This is a genomic window from Actinoplanes sp. NPDC051405 (assembly GCF_055586185.1).
Map to the genome: position 1 here is coordinate 25,231 of NZ_JBVJIR010000018.1, position 17,847 is coordinate 43,077.

General features: G+C 70.5%; 13 protein-coding genes. 10 read left to right on the top strand and 3 right to left on the bottom strand.

Annotation, left to right across the window (positions count from 1 at the left end):
* The first annotated feature begins 36 nt into the window (after positions 1–36).
* The 3 genes from ACZ6S4_RS32960 to ACZ6S4_RS32970 are packed head-to-tail and all read left to right on the top strand — an operon-like array spanning position 37 to position 4,345.
* On the top strand, positions 37–1,035 hold the full coding sequence (locus ACZ6S4_RS32960; protein ID WP_433721609.1) for a carbohydrate ABC transporter permease: 999 nt from the start codon (positions 37–39) through the stop codon (positions 1,033–1,035).
* Complete coding sequence (locus tag ACZ6S4_RS32965) at positions 1,032–1,919, top strand: carbohydrate ABC transporter permease (protein WP_465478663.1); 888 nt, start codon at positions 1,032–1,034, stop codon at positions 1,917–1,919. The genes ACZ6S4_RS32960 and ACZ6S4_RS32965 overlap by 4 nt, the downstream gene beginning before the upstream one ends.
* Before the next feature lie 23 nt (positions 1,920–1,942).
* On the top strand, positions 1,943–4,345 hold the full coding sequence (locus tag ACZ6S4_RS32970) for a glycoside hydrolase family 2 protein (protein WP_465478664.1): 2,403 nt from the start codon (positions 1,943–1,945) through the stop codon (positions 4,343–4,345).
* On the opposite strand, the gene ACZ6S4_RS32975 is transcribed toward ACZ6S4_RS32970, so the two are convergent.
* A complete protein-coding gene (locus ACZ6S4_RS32975) occupies positions 4,329–5,744 on the bottom strand; it encodes a methionine--tRNA ligase (RefSeq protein ID WP_465478665.1) in 1,416 nt (471 codons plus the stop codon). The two genes, ACZ6S4_RS32970 and ACZ6S4_RS32975, sit on opposite strands and share 17 nt — an antisense overlap.
* 294 nt (positions 5,745–6,038) lie before the next feature.
* Here ACZ6S4_RS32975 and ACZ6S4_RS32980 point away from each other — a divergent pair, with 294 nt between their 5' ends.
* Together ACZ6S4_RS32980 and ACZ6S4_RS32985 are read left to right on the top strand one after the other, a co-directional pair.
* Positions 6,039–6,728, top strand: a complete 690-nt coding sequence (locus ACZ6S4_RS32980; RefSeq protein WP_465478666.1) for an aggregation-promoting factor C-terminal-like domain-containing protein — start codon at positions 6,039–6,041, stop codon at positions 6,726–6,728.
* Positions 6,728–7,186, top strand: coding sequence for a hypothetical protein (locus ACZ6S4_RS32985; protein ID WP_465478667.1), 459 nt, complete (start codon positions 6,728–6,730; stop codon positions 7,184–7,186). Before ACZ6S4_RS32980 ends, ACZ6S4_RS32985 begins: the two co-directional genes overlap by 1 nt.
* A 97-nt stretch (positions 7,187–7,283) precedes the next feature.
* On the opposite strand, the gene ilvD is transcribed toward ACZ6S4_RS32985, so the two are convergent.
* Positions 7,284–9,131 carry a dihydroxy-acid dehydratase gene (gene ilvD / locus ACZ6S4_RS32990; protein WP_465478668.1) on the bottom strand — a complete coding sequence of 616 codons (1,848 nt, stop codon included), beginning with the start codon at positions 9,129–9,131 and terminating at the stop codon, positions 7,284–7,286.
* Positions 9,132–9,276: 145 nt separating this feature from the next.
* On the opposite strand from ilvD, the gene ACZ6S4_RS32995 reads away from it, so the two are divergent.
* The 5 genes from ACZ6S4_RS32995 to mpgS all read left to right on the top strand — a co-directional run bounded on the left by ACZ6S4_RS32995 (position 9,277) and on the right by mpgS (position 16,635).
* Positions 9,277–11,661, top strand: coding sequence for a putative bifunctional diguanylate cyclase/phosphodiesterase (locus ACZ6S4_RS32995; protein ID WP_465478669.1), 2,385 nt, complete (start codon positions 9,277–9,279; stop codon positions 11,659–11,661).
* A gap of 157 nt (positions 11,662–11,818) precedes the next feature.
* Positions 11,819–13,651, top strand: a complete 1,833-nt coding sequence (locus ACZ6S4_RS33000; RefSeq protein WP_465478670.1) for an acetolactate synthase large subunit — start codon at positions 11,819–11,821, stop codon at positions 13,649–13,651.
* A 5-nt stretch (positions 13,652–13,656) separates the two neighbouring features.
* A complete protein-coding gene (gene ilvN, locus ACZ6S4_RS33005) occupies positions 13,657–14,172 on the top strand; it encodes an acetolactate synthase small subunit (RefSeq protein ID WP_023561968.1) in 516 nt (171 codons plus the stop codon).
* Positions 14,173–14,190: 18 nt separating this feature from the next.
* Entirely contained in the window at positions 14,191–15,204 is a 1,014-nt protein-coding gene (gene ilvC, locus ACZ6S4_RS33010; RefSeq protein WP_433721600.1) for a ketol-acid reductoisomerase, read from the top strand.
* Positions 15,205–15,384: 180 nt separating this feature from the next.
* Positions 15,385–16,635, top strand: coding sequence for a mannosyl-3-phosphoglycerate synthase (gene mpgS / locus ACZ6S4_RS33015; protein WP_465478671.1), 1,251 nt, complete (start codon positions 15,385–15,387; stop codon positions 16,633–16,635).
* Between the two features lie 228 nt (positions 16,636–16,863).
* Here mpgS and ACZ6S4_RS33020 read toward each other — a convergent pair whose 3' ends face one another.
* Complete coding sequence (locus ACZ6S4_RS33020) at positions 16,864–17,838, bottom strand: hypothetical protein (RefSeq protein WP_465478672.1); 975 nt, start codon at positions 17,836–17,838, stop codon at positions 16,864–16,866.
* Positions 17,839–17,847: the final 9 nt, after the last annotated feature.

Below are 17,847 nucleotides of genomic sequence, written 5' to 3' on the forward strand. Positions count from 1 at the left end.
GGGTGGCCGCCCCGCTGCTCCCTGGAAGGAGTGGCCGTGTCCCTCACCCGTAGCGCGCCGCCGACCGCGAATCCCGAACCGGCGCACCGCCGCGCCTCCGAGTCTGCGCCCAAGCAACGCAACTGGCTCCACCGCTTCGACAACAAGCGCGTCCCGTACCTGTTGATCTCGCCGTTCTTCCTGCTCTTCGCGATTTTCGGGTTGTTCCCGATCGTCTTCAACGGCATCGTCGCGCTGCGCAACTGGCGGCTCGACGACCCGACTCTGACCGGCTGGGCGGGCCTGGCCAACTTCGAGAAGCTCATCCACGACGAGGCCTTCTGGAACGCCCTGGGCAACACGTTCGGCATCTTCATCCTGGCCACCGTGCCGCAGCTGCTGATCGCGCTGATGGTGGCCAACCTGCTCAACCGCAAGCTGCGCGGCAACACCTGGTGGCGGGTCGGCGTGCTGCTGCCGTACGTGACCCCGGTGGCCGCGTCGACGCTGGTCTTCGCCGTGTTCTTCTCCCGTGACAACGGCATGGCCAACTGGCTGCTGTCGCTCGTCGGCTTCGGTCAGGACACGCCGCTGGACTGGCGGGCGTACAAGTGGAGCTCCTGGATCGCCATCGCCACGATGGTCAACTGGAAGTGGATCGGCTACAACGCCCTGCTGTACCTGTCGGCGATGCAGTCCATCCCGAAGGACGTCTACGAGGCGGCGGCCGTCGACGGCGCCGGGCCGTGGCGGCAGTTGTGGCGCATCACCGTGCCGATGATCCAGCCGGTGCTGATCTTCACAGTGGTCCTGTCGACCATCGGCGGTCTGCAGCTCTTCAACGAGCCGATGCTCTTCGAGGAGAACCCCGCGGCCGCGTCCGGCGGCTCGAACGGGCAGTGGCAGACCATCGCCCAGCTGATCTACAAGGTCGGCTGGAAGGACCTCAACCTCGGATACGCGGCCGCCATGTCGTGGGCGCTGTTCGTGATCATCCTCATCGTCGCCGCCCTGAACGCCCTGGCGACGAACCGCCTCGGAGGAGGACGCCGATGACCGCCACCGCACCGCGGTTGAAGCCACGCCGCCGGGCCGAGATCGGCCGCGCACCGCAGGACACCGGCGGGAACTGGCGCACGTACATCGCCCTGGTGGCGGTACTGGCGCTGTCGGCGTTCCCGCTGTACTGGATGTTCGTCATCGCCACCAGCACCGACGAGGCGGTCGCGCAGATCCCGCCCTCGGTGATCCCCGGCGGCGAGTTCGTCAACAACCTGCGCGAGGTCTTCACCCTGCAGCAGGTGTACTTCGCCGCCTCGCTGATCAACAGCTTCATCGTCGCCCTCGTGGTGACGGCGTCCACGCTGTTCTTCTGTTCGCTGGCCGGCTTCGCGTTCGCCAAGCTGCGGTTCCCGGGCCGGGACAAGCTCATGATCGTGGTGATCCTGACCCTGACCGTGCCCAACCAGCTCGGCATCGTGGCGCTGTACATCCTGATGGGCAAGCTGGGCTGGAACGGGACCCTGCTGTCGGTCATCGCGCCGTTCCTGGTCAGCGCGTTCGGCGTGTTCTACATGCGGCAGTTCATCATGCACGCGGTGCCGGACGAGCTGATCGAGTCGGCGCGCATGGACGGCGCGCTGACCATGCGGGTGTACTGGAGCATCGTGCTGCCGGCCATCCGGCCCGCGCTGGCGGTGCTCGGCCTGCTGACCTTCGTGGCCACCTGGAACGAGTTCCAGTGGCCGCTGATCCAGCTCAACGGCACCGAGTTCCCCACCTCGATGGTGGCCCTGTCCGACCTCGCCAGTGGTAACTACGTCATCTACCGCCGGGTGCTCGCGGGCGCGTTCGCGGCCACGGTTCCGCTGCTCGTGCTGCTGGTACTGGGTGGGCGGCAGATCGTGCGAGGGATCATGGAAGGCGCCGTCAAGTCCTGACCACAGGACGTATAAGGAGAAGCGTGACCTCGTACCGACCTCTGCACGAGGGTTGGGCGCTCAGCGGCGGCGACGTGGACAGCGTCGCCGCCACCGTGCCCGGCTGTGTGCACACCGACCTGCTCGCCGCGGGCCTGATCGACGACCCGTACTTGGACGAGAACGAGAAGAAGCTCGCCTGGATCGGGCGCACCGACTGGGTCTACGACACCGTGTTTCAGCACGAGCCCGGCCCCGGCCGCACGGACCTGGTCTGTGCCGGGCTCGACACCGTCGCCACCGTCGTGCTCAACGGCGTCGAGCTGGGCCGCACCGCCAACCAGCATCGCGGCTACCGCTTCGACGTGCGGGATGCGCTGCGCGACGGTGAGAACCAGCTGCGGATCCACTTCACCTCGGCGTACAGCTATGCCGAGGCGCAGCGGGACCGGCTCGGCGACCGGCCCAACGCCTATCCCGAGCCGTTCAACTTCATCCGCAAGACGGCCTGCAACTTCGGCTGGGACTGGGGTCCGACGCTGGTCACCGCCGGCATCTGGCAGGAGATCGGCCTGCAGAGCTGGTCGCTGGCCCGGCTGGCCGAGGTCCGCCCGCAGGCCACCGTGGCCGGCGGGGTGGGCACGGTCGAGGTGCGCGTGCGCCTCGAACGGGAGACCCCCGGACCGGTCACGCTCACCGCGACCGTCGCCGGCGAGCGCGTGGAGACCACGACCGAGGGCGACGAGGCTGTCCTCTCGCTCACCGTGCGCGATCCCGAGCTCTGGTGGCCCATCGGGTACGGGGACCAGCCGCGCTACGACCTCGAGGTGACGGCGTCGGGGCCGGACGGTGACCTGGACAGCTGGTCCCGCAAGGTCGGCTTCCGTGACGTGCGCATCGACACCGCACCGGACGCCGACGGCAGCGCGTTCACCCTGATCGTCAACGACGTCCCCGTTTTCGTGCGTGGCGTCAACTGGATCCCCGACGACGTCTTCGCCAACCGGGTAACCCGCGAGCGCCTCGCCGCCCGCTTCACCCAGGCGATCGACGCGAACGTCAACTTCCTGCGAATCTGGGGCGGCGGCCGGTACGAGTCCGAGGACTTCTACGACCTCGCCGACGAGCTCGGGCTGATGGTGGGGCAGGACTTCCTGTTCGCCTGCGCGGCGTACCCGGAGGAGGAGCCTTTCGCCTCGGAGCTGGCGGCGGAGGCCCGCGAGCAGGTGGTGCGCCTGGCGTCGCATCCCAGCCTGATGATGTGGACCGGCAACAACGAGAACATCTGGGGCCACGAGGACTGGGAGTGGAAGCCGGCGCTCGGCGACAGGACGTGGGGCGCGGGCTTCTACTTCGACCTGCTCCCGGGCATCGTCGCCGCCGAGGACCCGAGCCGGCCGTACTGGCCCGGCAGCCCGTACTCGGGCCGGGACGACAAGCATCCCAACGATCCCGCGTACGGCACCATGCACATCTGGGACGTGTGGAACACCGACGACTACACCAAGTACCGCGAGTACCGGCCGCGGTTCGTCGCCGAGTTCGGTTACCAGGCACCCCCGGCGTACGCGACCCTGCGCCGGGCCATCGCCGACGAGCCGCTGACCCACGACTCACCGGGGATGCAGGCGCACCAGAAGGCAGCGGACGGCGACGCCAAACTGCAGCGCGGCCTCGACGCCCACCTGCCCGCGCCCCGCGACTTCGACGACTGGCACTACCTGACCCAGCTGAACCAGGCCAGGGCGCTGTCGCTGGGGATCGAGCACTTCCGGTCGTTGCGCCCGCACTGTATGGGCACGATCATGTGGCAGCTCAACGACTGCTGGCCGGTCACCTCCTGGGCGGCCGTGGACGGCGACGGCCGCAAGAAGCCGCTCTGGTACGCCCTGCGCCGCTCCTTCGCCCCGCGACTGCTGACCGTGCAGCCGCGCGACGGCGGTCCGGCCCTGGTGGCGGTCAACGACTCGGTCGAGCCGTGGACGGTGTCGGCGGTCGTCTCCCGCCGTACCCTCGACGGGCTCGTGCTGGCCGAGGTGACGCTCGACGCGACCGTCGCACCCGGCGCGGCCACGACGCTGCCGTTGCCCGCGGAGGTCGGCGCAGCCGCCGACCCCACGGGGGAGGTGCTGGTCGCCGTGGCCGAGGAGCACCGGGCCTGGTGGTTCTTCGCCGAGGACAAGGACATCGCCTGGCCACCGGCGAAGTTCGACGCCGTTTTCGAGGCGGTGGGCCCGGACGCGCGGGTCAAGATCACCGCGCATCGCATCCTGCGGGACCTGACCCTGTCGCCGGATCGCCTCGACCCGGCGGCCGAAGCCGACGAGGTGGGCGTGACGTTGCTGCCGGGTGAGTCGGCGACGTTCATCATCCGCGGCGGGGCGGGGCTGGAACCGACGGCCCTGTCCACCCGTCCGGTGCTGCGCTGCGTCAACGACCTGGTCTGACCGCCGGCGCCGCCGCGCCCAGCCTCGGGAACACCGGGCGCGGCGGCCCGTCGCAGCGCAGTTGTCCGGCCAGCCGATCGGCGCCGGAGGGCAGGAACGGCCGTAGCTCGCCGGCCAGCAGGTGGCACAGGCCGAGCACCTCGGCCAGCACCGGCCCGGGGTCGGCCAGCTTCCAGGGTTGCGTGGCCTCGATGAGCCGGTTGCCGCGGTCGACCTCGGCCCACAGTGCGCCGGTGGCCGCCCGGAAGTCACCGGCGCGCAGCGCGGCATCAACGCGCCCCGGCAGTCCCGATTCCACACCGGCCGGCCGGATCCGCCCGTGCCGGCGAGCCAGGGTCAGCGTCCGGTTGACCAGATTGCCGAGGCCGTTGGCGAGATCCCGATCGGCCCGCGCTACCAGCCGCTCGACGGTGAAGTCCGTGTCCCCGACCGGCGCGACCTCGCTGAGCAGCCACCAGCGCACCGCGTCCACGCCGAAGCGGCCGATCAGCGCGACCGGATCCACGGCGTTGCCGGCGCTCTTGGCCAGCTTCGCGCCGTCCACGGTCAGGTAGTCGTGCACCAGGATCGTGGTGGGTAGCGGCAACCCGGCGGACAGCAGCAACGCCAGCCAGTACACGGCGTGGAAGCGCACGATGCCCTTGCCGATGACGTGGACGCGTTCGTCCGAGCCGAGCCACCAGGTGCGCAGCTCATCCCCGTCGCCCAGCGCGGTGACGTAGTTCGCCAGCGCGTCCCACCAGACGTAGACGGTCTGGCCGGGATCGTCCGGCACCGGGATGCCCCAGCCGCCGGCGCGCGCGGCGGGCCGAGAGACGCTGATGTCGCGCAGCCCGGCCCGGACGAAGGCCAACGCCTCGTTGCGCCGGGCCGCGGGCTCGACGCGCACCTGCCCGGACTCCAGCAACTCCAGGATCTGCCCCTGGTAGCGGGACAACCGGAAGAACCAGTTCGTCTCCTCCACCCGTTCCGGGACGGCCGGATGCTCCGCACAGCCGGTGCCGTCCAGAAACTGCTCACAACCGGCGCAGTAGAGACCGGTGTAGCTGTGCCGGTAGAAATCCCGCGCGGACCGCCGCCACAGCGCGGCCACGCCGGGCGCGTGCCGCGGATCGGACCCGGTCCGGATGAAGTCGTCGAACGACAACTCCAGCGGCTCCCGCAAGGCGGCGAACCGGTCGGCGTTGGTGCGGACGAACGCGCCGACCTCGACCCCGGCAGCGCGGGCGGCAGCGACGTTCTTGAGCGCGTTGTCGTCGGTCCCGGTGAGGAACCGGACGCGCTCACCGCGCTGCCGGCGGTGCCGGGCAAGCACATCGGCCTGCACGAGCTCAAGCGCGTGACCGAGATGCGGCGGCGCGTTCACGTACGGAATGGCGGTGGTGACGTAGCAGGTCATGCTCCCTCTTCCGCCCCGCCCCGAGCACGCCGTCCCCGCCCGAGGCGAGGACTTGTCCGGTGCTGACTACCGCACGCCGAACGGCCCCGCGAGGGGGCGCGTCATCGACGAACGAGGCAGCTGCATGAACCTCATGCTGGCAGCGCGCCGCACCCGCAGCCAACGGTTTACCGGTGATCAGAGAGCGGCGGCGACAACCTATGTGATTTCGGTCATCGGCGGTGATCGCTATTCCCTTCCGGCGTTGGTTGGGCCAAGGTGGTCGTCGCGTCATCGAAGCGACGGAGGATTTTCGTGGATCGGCTCTGGAGCCGGATCGGCATCCGGGTGGGCTCGGTGGGTCTGCTCGTGAGCGGCCTCGTCGGCGGTGTGTATCTCGGTGAGCATCAGACCGACCAGCTCGCCGGCGATCAGGCCGGCCTCGTCGTGCAGGCCGACGCCGCGGATCTGCGGTTGCTCAAGGAGCGGCACGGTGAGCACGCGGCGGCTCGGGCGCAGCGGCGGCAAGCCGAGGAGGAGGCCGCGGCCAAGGCCGGCACGGCGGCCAAAGCTGCTGCCGGCCAGGCGCGCATGCTGGACCGCCGGGCCATCGAGAAGAAGGCCGACGAGAAGCGCCGGGCCGAGGCCAAGAAGAACGGGACCGTGGGCTTCGACGGGCCGATTCCCTCCTCGTGCAACGAGTTCAAGGGCAACCGGGCCATCGGGTGCGCGTTGATGATCGACGCCGGCTTCCCGATCAGCCAGTTCGGCTGCCTCAACAAGCTGTGGAACAAAGAGAGCGGCTGGAACCACCGGGCCAAGAATCCGAGCTCTGGTGCGTACGGCATCCCGCAGGCCTACCCGGGCACCAAGATGAGCTCGGCCGGCTCGGACTGGCAGAACAACCCGGCGACGCAGATCAAGTGGGGTCTCGGCTACATCAAGGGCCGGTACAAGACGCCGTGCGGGGCCTGGTCCCGCTCCGAGAGCACCGGGTCCTACTGATGGGCTACACCGGCCGGATCGTGGTCGCGCGATCGGAAGAGCCCCTCACCGCGCTGGCCGACGCCGACGTGCTTGACGAGTCGTCCTACGCGGGCGGGTGGCGGGCAGCGCAGTTGGACGGCGACCTGCGCAACGCCCTGCGGATGCTGGTGGCGGAGACCGGAGCACCGGTCATCACCGCCTTCATCCTCGACAGCGACGTCGCCGATGTCGAAGCGGCGACGCCGGCCGGTGGCTACTGGCATGTCTACCTGCATCCGAAGAAGGCCGCCGATTACGGCGCTCCCGAGCTCGGGACGACCCCGGCCGAGGTGACGGAGCCGGCGCTGGCCTGGGCCGCCGAGGCCGGTCTCACGGCGGACGGCGAGGCGGTGCGGACGGCTCTGGACGCCACGAACGTCTTCGCCGAGGAGACCTTCGACGAACTGCTCGCGGCTCTCGGTATCAAACCGGCTTAGCCCGGAAGCCGGTCGACCGGCCGGCCACGCACGAAGCTCCGTGCGTGGCGGCCGGTCGGCCGGTGCTGCTTCTGCTGTTCTCTGACTGCGTACGGGATTATTCGGGAACCTTGCGGTAGGCGCCGTCGCTCGCGCTGGTCGCCATCGAGGCGTAGGCGCGCAGCGCCGCCGAGACCGGGCGCTGCCGGTCGGCCGGGGTGTACGGCTTCGGCCGGCGCTCCTGGACGTGCCGGCGCTGGGCCAGCTCCTCGTCCGAGACGTTCAGGGTGATCGTGCGGCCGGGGATGTCGATGGTGATCTCGTCGCCGGTCTCGACCAGGGCGATCAGGCCGCCGGACGCCGCCTCCGGGGAGACGTGCCCGATGGACAGGCCCGAGGTGCCGCCGGAGAACCGGCCGTCCGTGATCAGCGCGCACGCCTTGCCCAGGCCGCGGCCCTTCAGGAACGAGGTCGGGTAGAGCATCTCCTGCATGCCCGGGCCGCCGCGGGGTCCCTCGTAGCGGATCACCACGACGTCACCGGCCAGGACCTTCTTGCCGAGGATGCCGTCGACCGCCGCGTCCTGGCTCTCGAAGACGCGCGCCGGGCCGCTGAACTTCCACAGCTCCTCGGCCACGCCGGCGGTCTTGACGACGCAGCCGTCGGGCGCCAGGTTGCCGAACAGGATCGCCAGGCCGCCGTCGACCGTGTACGCGTGCTCGACCGAGCGGATGCAGCCCCCGGCCGCGTCCGTGTCGAGCGTCGCCCAGCGGTTGGTCGTGGAGAACGGCTGGGTGGTGCGCACGCCGCCCGGCGCGGCGTGGAAGAGCTCCAGCGCTTCCTCGCTCGCGTTGCCGCTGCGGATGTCCCAGGTCTCCAGCCAGCTGGTCAGGTCGGGGGAATGCACCGAGCGCACGTTCTGCCGCAGGGCGCCGCCGCGGTTCAGCTCGCCGAGCAGCGCCGGGATGCCACCCGCGCGGTGCACGTCCTCCATGTGGTACTTCGGGCTGTTCGGCGCGACCTTGGACAGGCACGGCACCCGGCGCGACACCGCGTCGATGTCGGCCACGCTGAAGTCCAGCTCGGCCTCGCGGGCCGCGGCCAGCAGGTGCAGCACCGTGTTGGTCGAGCCGCCCATCGCCACGTCCAGGGCGACCGCGTTCTCGAAGGCGTCGCGGCTGGCGATGGCCCGCGGCAGCACGCTCTCGTCGTCGTTCTCGTAGTACTGCTTCGCGATGTCGACGATCAGCGAACCGGCCCGCTCGAACAGGGCCTTGCGGGCGGCGTGGGTGGCCAGCGTCGAGCCGTTGCCCGGCAGGGCCAGGCCGATCGCCTCGGTCAGGCAGTTCATCGAGTTGGCGGTGAACATGCCGGAACAGGAGCCGCAGGTCGGGCAGGCCGAACGCTCGATGGTGTCGAGCTGGGCGTCGGTGACGTTCTCGTTGGCGCTGGCGCTCATGGCGTCGACCAGGTCGAGCTTCTCGTGCACCACGCCCTCGATGGCGACGGTCTTGCCGGCCTCCATCGGGCCGCCGGAGACGAAGACCGTCGGGATGTTGAGCCGCAGGGCGGCGATCAGCATGCCCGGGGTGATCTTGTCGCAGTTCGAGATGCAGACCAGGGCGTCGGCGCAGTGCGCGTTCACCATGTACTCCACCGCGTCGGCGATCAGCTCGCGGCTGGGCAGCGAGTAGAGCATGCCGCCGTGGCCCATGGCGATGCCGTCGTCCACCGCGATGGTGTTGAACTCGCGCCCGATACCCCCGGCCTCGAACACCGCGTCGGCGACCAGACCGCCCATGTCCTTGAGATGGACGTGACCGGGCACGAACTGGGTGAAGCTGTTGGCAATGGCGACGATCGGCTTGCCGAAATCGTCGTCGGTCATGCCGGTGGCGCGCCACAGGGCGCGCGCGCCGGCCATCGTCCGACCGTGGGTCGAGGTCCGGGAGCGCAGCTCAGGCATTACTACATACTGCCACCGCGGGTAAGGACCGCGCCTGTGCCGGGCGACACCCAGTCCACTGCGCGGGACGCGATCATGTGTTGCGGTTCGAAACCGGTCGATCGGTCAGCTCCCGAAACGCGCTCCGGTACGGCAGAGTGTTCCCGTGCACTCACCGTCCGGCGTGGAGCTGGCCGGGCTGGCGAGCCTCGTGGTCGCGGTCCCGGCTGTCGCCCTCCTGGCCAACTCCGGCCGTAAGCACACCGGTGCTGCCCGCCGGGCCCATCTGCTCCTCGCCGCGGGCGCCGCGATAGCCACGGCCGCCGCGCTCGCCGGGTTGCTCAGCAGCCTGTTCCTGGTGCACGCCCCGATGCGGCTGGCCTCGGCCGTCGCCGTGGCGATGGCCCTGGGCACTCTGACACTGCTGGTCGGCACGCTGATGTTGCCGGGCGCGGCGGAGAGCCCGGGCGCGGCGGTCCGGCACCTGCTCGACGGTTTCGTCGTCGCGGCCGCGCTGTGGTTCGTGGGCTGGGTGCTGGTCTCCCAGCCGACCCGGCTGCTCGGCGATCAGACCCCCGCGCGGTGCCTGTCGATGCTGCTGCCCGCGGGTGTCGCGGTGATCGCTCTCGGTCTGACCGCGGTGCTCGCCATGCACGCCCACCGGCCGCGGCACGTCACGGTCCGGGTGGCCGCCGGAGTCAGTCTGGTCTCCCTGGCCGCCACCGCGCTGTCCGGCGGCATCTGCCGCGGCTGGGCCGGGGTCGTGCTGCTCGGCGCCGTGCTGCTGCCCGGCGGGCTGGTCGTGGTGGCGCGCGCCGTCAAGATCGCCGACCGGCCGGTCGAGGTGGTCGGCGACGTCACCCAGCGCAACACCGGGTACGCCTTCGTGCCGATGTCCGCCCTGGTCGCCGCGCTCGGCTACCACCTGGCCGTCGGCGGCCGCCTCGACGTCTTCGGCTTCCTCGGCGTGAGCATCGAGGGCTTCGCGCTGGTGGCCCGCCAGTATCTGGCCCTGGCCGACGTCAAGCGGCACACCCTGCGGCTGCGCCAGCGGGAGACGCACTTCCGCGAGCTCGCCCACACCGACCCGCTGACCGGGCTGGCCAACCGGCGCGGCCTGGTCCGGGCGCTGCGCGAACCGCCGGTCCGCGAGCGCGCCCGGGTCCTGGTCGGCCTCGACCTGGACGGTTTCAAGAACGTCAACGACATGCGCGGGCACGACGTCGGTGACGCCGTGCTCACCGAGGTGGGCCGGCGGCTCGGGGCCAACCTGCGCGAGGGCGACGTCGCCGCCCGCCTCGGCGGCGACGAGTTCGCGGTGCTGATGTGGGCCACGCCCGAGGAGGCGATGGTCGCCGGCAAGCGGCTGCTGGCGGTGCTCAGCGAGCCCTACGAGACCGACGACGGTTCGGTCTTCCTCTCCGCGAGCGTCGGCGTCGCCGACTCGCCCGCACCGGGGGACACCGGCGAGCTGATGCGCGACGCCGACCTGGCCTTGCGGTACGCGAAACAGCGCGGCAAGAACCGCGTCGAGCGCTACCAGAAGCGCTACGACGAGCTGCTGCGCCGGCACAGCGTCCTGGAGAACGAGCTGCGTCACGCCATCGAACGGGAGCAGCTGCGCCTGGTCTTCCAGCCGGTCGTCGCTCTGCCGTCGATGCGGCCGGTCGGCGCCGAGGCCCTGCTCCGCTGGCAGCACCCGGAGCTGGGCGCGGTACGGCCCGACGAGTTCATCCCGGTGGCCGAGGAGTCCGGGTTGATCAGCATGATCGGCTCCTGGGTGCTGGACCAGGCCTGCCGCCAGCTCGCCCAGTGGCTGGCCGGCGGCCACGACGTCTGGGTGTCGGTCAACATGTCACCCAAGGAGCTGCACGCCGCCGACTACGCCGCGCAGGTCGCCGAGGTGCTGGAGCGCTACCACGTGCCACCGCAGCGGCTGGTCCTCGAAGTGACCGAGCACGCGGTGGCCACCGACATGGACGAGCTGATCCGCCGGCTGTGCGAGCTGCGGTCCACCGGCGTACGGATCGCGCTGGACGACTTCGGCGCGGGCTACTCCTCGCTCGGGCAGCTGCGCAACCTCCCGGTGGACATCCTGAAGATCGACCACGCGCTGGTCGCCGAGCCGGAGTCACGCACCGGCACGGCGGCGCCGCTGGTCGACGTGGTCGTCCGGCTGGGCCACCGCCTCGGCCTGGAGGTGCTGGCCGAGGGCATCGGCACCCCGGCGCAGCGGGCGATCGTCGAGGAGGCCGGCTGCCGGCTCGGCCAGGGTTCGCTGTTCGGCTGGGGCGTGCCCGCCGAGCACCTGCAGGCCCAGCTGGAGACCGTACGGTCGTCCGGCGCCCGCCTGGTTCCGGTCCAGCGGGCGCGTCCGCCGGTGCCGTCCAGCCAGCCCGCACGCAGTCAGGTGATCATGCTGGGCCCGGGAATGCGGCAGGTCAGGGCGCTCCTGCCCACCGACCCGGCCTTCGTGACGGAGGACGGCTCGCGAACGGGTGACCAAGATGTGAGATCAGTTGACGCACCCCGTGAGATGGGGCAGTCTTAGCCGCATGTGCTTGTCGTCCCGAGTACTTATGTGAGCGCACTGTCCCTCGATCACGAGAGATGACAGTGCGCTAGGTCCCGTGCTTCGGCACGAGGACCTTTTTTGTTGCTCCGGGACTGTCCAGGCTCACCCATCCCGAACGAAGGTCTGAATCGCCATGACAAGACCCACACCCGAGACCCTCGCCCACCGCGCCACCCCGGCCACCGTCGCCGCGGCAGCCGGCACCCCGGCCGTAGTCACAGTGTCCCCGACCCCTGTCACCGGGGCCGGCTCGCTCGTGCGGTCGCTCGAGGCGCTCGGCGTCGAGGTGGCGTTCGGGATCCCCGGCGGGGCGATCCTGCCCGCCTACGACCCGCTGTACGACTCCAAGGTCCGGCACATCCTGGTCCGCCACGAGCAGGGCGCGGGTCACGCCGCGACCGGCTACGCGCAGGCCACCGGCAAGGTCGGCGTCTGCATCGCCACCTCCGGCCCGGGCGCGACCAACCTGGTCACCCCGATCGCCGACGCCTACATGGACTCGGTGCCGATCGTCGCGATCACCGGCCAGGTGGCCCGGCCCGCGATCGGCACGGACGCCTTCCAGGAGGCGGACATCCAGGGCATCACGCTGCCGATCACGAAGCACAACTTCCTGATCCAGACGCCCGAGGAGATCCCGCGGATCATGGCGGAGGCGTTCCACCTCGCCCTGAGCGGCCGTCCCGGCCCGGTGCTCGTCGACGTGCCCAAGGACGTGCTGCAGGCGGCGACCACCTTCGCCTGGCCGCCCACCCTGGACCTGCCCGGCTACCGCCCCACGCTGCACCCGCACGGCAAGCAGATCCGCGAGGCGGCCCGGCTGATCGCCCAGGCCAAGCGCCCGGTGCTGTACGTCGGCGGCGGTGTGCTCAAGGCCGGCGCCACCGACGGGCTGCGCAAGCTCGCCGAGCTGACCGGCATCCCGGTGGTCACCACGCTGATGGCCCTGGGCGCGTTCCCCGACTCGCACCCGCAGCACCTGGGCATGCCCGGCATGCACGGCACGGTCCCGGCGGTGTACGCGCTGCAGAAGGCCGACCTGCTGGTCACCCTGGGCGCCCGCTTCGACGACCGGGTCACCGGCAAGCTGGACTCGTTCGCCCCGGACGCCAAGGTCGTGCACGCCGACATCGACCCGGCCGAGATCGGCAAGAACCGGCACGCCGACGTCCCGATCGTGGGCGACGCCCGGCACGTCATCGACGAGCTGATCGCGGCGGTCTCCGCCACGGCGGGCGGCACCGCGGCGTACGAGCCGTGGTGGGCGCAGCTCAACGACCTGCGCGAGCGGTACCCGCTGGGCTACGACGAGCCCACCGACGGCACCCTCGCCCCGCAGTACGTGATCCAGCGGATCGGCGAGCTGGTCGGCCCGGAGGCGATCTACGTGGCCGGGGTCGGCCAGCACCAGATGTGGGCCTCGCAGTTCATCAGCTACGAGAAGCCGGGCACCTGGCTCAACTCCGGCGGCGCCGGCACGATGGGCTACGCGGTGCCGGCCGCGATGGGGGCCAAGGTCGGCCGCCCGGACACCGCGGTGTGGGCGATCGACGGCGACGGCTGCTTCCAGATGACCAACCAGGAGCTGGCCACCTGCGCGCTGGAGGGCATCCCGGTCAAGATCGCCGTCATCAACAACGGCAACCTGGGCATGGTCCGGCAGTGGCAGACCCTGTTCTACGAGGGCCGCTACTCCAACACCGAGCTGGGCACCCACAAGCACCGCATCCCCGACTTCGTGAAGCTGGCCGAGGCGCTGGGCTGCGTGGGCCTGCGCTGCGAGTCCAAGGCGGACGTGGACGCCACCATCAAGGCGGCCATGGAGATCAACGACCGCCCGGTGGTCATCGACTTCACCGTCGGCAAGGACGCCATGGTCTGGCCGATGGTCGCGGCCGGCACCAGCAACGACGAGATCATGTTCGCCCGGGACGTGCGCCCGGCCTTCGACGAGGACGACCTGTGACCAGTATGAACAAGCACACCCTGTCCGTGCTCGTGGAGAACAAGCCCGGTGTGCTGGCCCGGGTGTCCGGACTGTTCTCGAGGCGCAGCTTCAACATCGATTCGCTCGCGGTGGGCGAGACGGAGAACCCGGACGTCTCCCGCATCACGATCGTGGTCAACGCCGACTCCTCACCCCTGGAGCAGGTGACCAAGCAGCTCAACAAGCTGGTGAACGTCCTGAAGATCGTCGAGCTGGACCCGCAGCAGTCGGTCCAGCGCGAGCTCCTGCTGGTCAAGGTGCGCGCCGACCGCACCGTGCGCGGCCAGGTGCTCGAGACGGTCGAGCTGTTCAGGGCAAAGGTGATCGACGTCGCACCGGACACCCTCACGATCGAGGCGACCGGCAACCCCGACAAACTCGATGCGTTGCTGCGCGACCTCGAGCCGTACGGCATCAAGGAAATGGTCCAGTCCGGCCTGGTCGCGATCGGCCGCGGATCCCGTTCCATCACCACCGGCCCGGCGCTCCGCGCCGCCTGATTCCCAGAGGATTTATCAATGACCGCCGAAGTGTTCTACGACGACGACGCCGACCTGTCCATCATCCAGGGACGCAAGGTCGCCGTTATCGGGTACGGCAGCCAGGGCCACGCGCACTCGCTGTCGCTGCGCGACTCGGGCGTCGACGTGGTGGTCGGCCTGAAGGAAGGCTCGAAGAGCCGCGCCAAGGCCGAGGAGCAGGGCCTCAAGGTGCTCACGCCGGCCGAGGCGTCCGCCTGGGCCGACGTGATCATGGTGCTGGCGCCGGACACCGCCCAGCGGAAGATCTACGCCGAGTCGATCGAGCCGAACCTGACCGCCGGCAAGGCGCTCTTCTTCGGCCACGGCCTCAACATCCGGTTCGAGCTGATCAAGCCGCCGGCGAACGTGGACGTGGCGATGGTCGCCCCCAAGGGCCCCGGCCACCTGGTCCGCCGCCAGTACGTGGACGGCAAGGGCGTGCCCGCGCTCATCGCGGTGGAGCAGGACGCCAGCGGTGGCGCCCAGGCGCTCGCGCTGTCGTACGCGAAGGCGATCGGCGGCACCCGGGCCGGCGTCATCAAGACCACCTTCAAGGAGGAGACGGAGACCGACCTCTTCGGCGAGCAGGCGGTCCTCTGCGGCGGTACGGCCGCGCTCGTGCAGACGGGCTTCGAGGTGCTCACCGAGGCCGGCTACGCCCCGGAGATCGCCTACTTCGAGTGCCTGCACGAGCTCAAGCTGATCGTCGACCTCATGTACGAGGGCGGCATCTCCCGGATGCGCTACAGCGTCTCGGACACCGCCGAGTTCGGTGACTACGTCAGCGGCCCCCGCGTCATCAACGCCGGGGTGAAGCAGGAGATGAAGAAGATCCTGGCCGAGATCCAGTCCGGCGAGTTCACCAAGGCGCTCATCGCCGACGACGAGGCCGGCGGCACCCGCCTGCAGCAGTACCGCAAGGAAGGCGCCGAGCACCCCATCGAGGTCACCGGCAAGAAGCTGCGCGACATGATGAGCTGGGTCGACCGGCCGATCACCGAAACAGCCTGACCTTTCCGCCCGGCGAACGCCGGATCGCAGTGCCGCCAGGTGCCGCGATCCGGCGTTTTTGCGTAACCATTCGACTACCTGAAACATGGGCGTTACGTCCCGCTTACCAAAGCGGCGTCGTCATCGAATTGTGTACTGTTCGGGCGCGGCGGACTAGACAGCAGCGGGTAGATTCGCCGCATGCGACTGGCTGATTCTTTTCGGAGCGAGCGCTTCGGCGCGGTCCGGATCCACGAGCTTCAGAGGGTCATCGAGCTGGACTCGGGCGCCCTGGGCGACGCCTTTTCGGCGGGCAGCCGAGTCGTGTCCTTCGAAGCTTTACGCGCGGTCGAGTCGCAAATGGTAATCGTCGTGCCCTGCATGAATGAGTCACGAAGCGTCATCGAGGGCGTGCTCTCCGGAATTCCGCACGACTGTCTCATTGTGCTGGTCTCCAACAGCGACAAGCTGCCGGTGGACCGATACGAGATCGAGGCGCAGACCCTCGAGCAGTTCTGCCGGCTGGCCGGCCGCTCGGCGATCAGCGTGCACCAGAAAGACCCCGGACTGGCCGCCGCGTTCAAGGCGGCCGGGATGGAGGAGCTGATCGGCGAGGACGGGCTGGTCCGGGCCGGCAAGGGCGAGGCCATGCTGATCGGGATGGCGCTGGCCGCGATGACGGGCCGCCGCTACCTCGGCTACGTCGACGCCGACAACTACGTCCCCGGCGCGGTCCACGAATACTGCAAGGCCTACGCGGCCGGGCTGCACCTGGCCGACAGCCCGTACTCGATGGTCCGCATCTCCTGGCACTCCAAGCCGAAACTGCGCGAGGGAAGACTGTTCTTCAGCCGGCGCGGCCGCAGCTCCGAGATCACCAACGAGTGGCTCAACCGCTTCCTCGCCGAATACTCGGGCTTCGGCACCGAGGTGATCGCCACCGGCAACGCGGGCGAGCACGCGATGACCCTGGACCTGGGCCTGAAACTGCGGCTGGCGGGCGGCTTCGCCGTCGAACCGTACGAGTACATGGACCTGTTCGAGCAGTTCGGCGGAATCCTGGAGAGCGCCAGCCCGGACGTGATGGCCAGCTCGGTGCCGGTGCTGCAGATCGAGACCCGCAACCCGCACTTCCACGACAACAAGGGCGAGGAACACGTGCAGGGGATGCGGATGCAGGCCCTGAACGTGGTCTACCACTCGCCGGTGACGCTGCCGTCGGTCCGCCAGGCGATCATCGAATTCATGGTGGCGCAGGGGGCTCTCGAGGTGGGTCAGGAGCCGCCGCGGGAGCGGGTTTATCCGCCGGTGGGGAGTTTGGATCTGGAGCTGCTGTACGACGGGCTGGATGCGGAGGCGCTGACCTTCCGGCAGTTTGATGGGCGGGCGTCGGCGGGTTATGCGGCGGCGCCGCCGATCGAGCGGCACAGCATTCCGCGCCCGACGGTCTAAGCCGCGCTCGGCCTGCCGGTGCTGGGCCTGGGCCGGCGCGGCCTCACTGCGGGGGCGCGGCCTCACCGCGCGGGCGCGGCCTCACCGCGCGGGCGCGGCCTCACCGCGCGGGCGCGGCCTCACCGCGCGGGCGCGGCCTCACCGCGCGGGCGCGGCCCCACCGCGCGGGCGCGGCCCCACCGCGCGGGCGCGGCCCCACCGCGCGGGCGCGGCCTCACTGCGGGGCGCCTACTGCGGCGGCGCAGCCGGGTGCTGCGGTGCGGTCGGATCGGCCGGCCTGATCTGCTCAGTCGGCGCCTGCTGAGCCGCGGCCAGCGGTATCGGCTGCGGCTGCGACTGACCCCCATCCCCTGAAGCCGTCGTCTGCCCGGAAACGCTGCCGGTCTCAGGCTGCGCCGTCACGACCGGCGCCGGTGGGCCCGAGGCGGGCTGCACCGGCGGCTGCTGCCCGGACCACGGCGGCACCGCCGCCTCCGGCCAGGCCTGATGCTGCTGAGCGCCCCAGCCCTGCGCCTGCTGCGGCGGATATTGGTACTGCGCCGGGTAACCCGGCTGTGCCGCGAACCCGGCCTGCCCCGGATAGCCGGGCGGCGGAACATAGTGCGGCTGCGGCACCGCGCCCCACTGCTGCGGCTGCTGAGGCGGCGGGTAGTGCCCCGGCCCCCACGGCTGCTGCGTCGGAGCCTCCGGCGTCGTCAGCTCGTGCAGCCAGTCCCGCTCGGCGCGCGACCACACCCGGCGGGCCGCCAGGTAGGCCGGGGCCTGTCCGAGCAGCGGCACCAGCAGCACACCCAGACCGACCACCAGGGCCAGCACGCCCAACCGCAGCACCTCGGTCTCGGGGTCGCTCCCGGCCACCCCGGCGACCAGGAGGATCAGACCGGCCACCAGCGTCAGGCCGCCGACGATCATCGCGCCGGCTGTGACGCCGTCGCGCACGAAGGACCAGGCGACCGCGGCCACCAGAGCCGCGCAGACGGCGACGAGCGCGGCAGCCAGCCCCTGCGCGGTGGCCTCGCCCACACCCTGCCGGAACGAGCCGGCCGACAACGCCACCAGCGCCGTAACCAGCAGCAGCACTGACAGCAGGCCGAGCAGCGCCGCGGTGACGGCCACTGCGAACGGCACCCGCCGGGGCGGCTCGGGGATCGCCGAGCCGTGATCGTCGTCGATTTCCTCGGCGTCGGCCGGTGCTTGGGACATGCCGAGGAG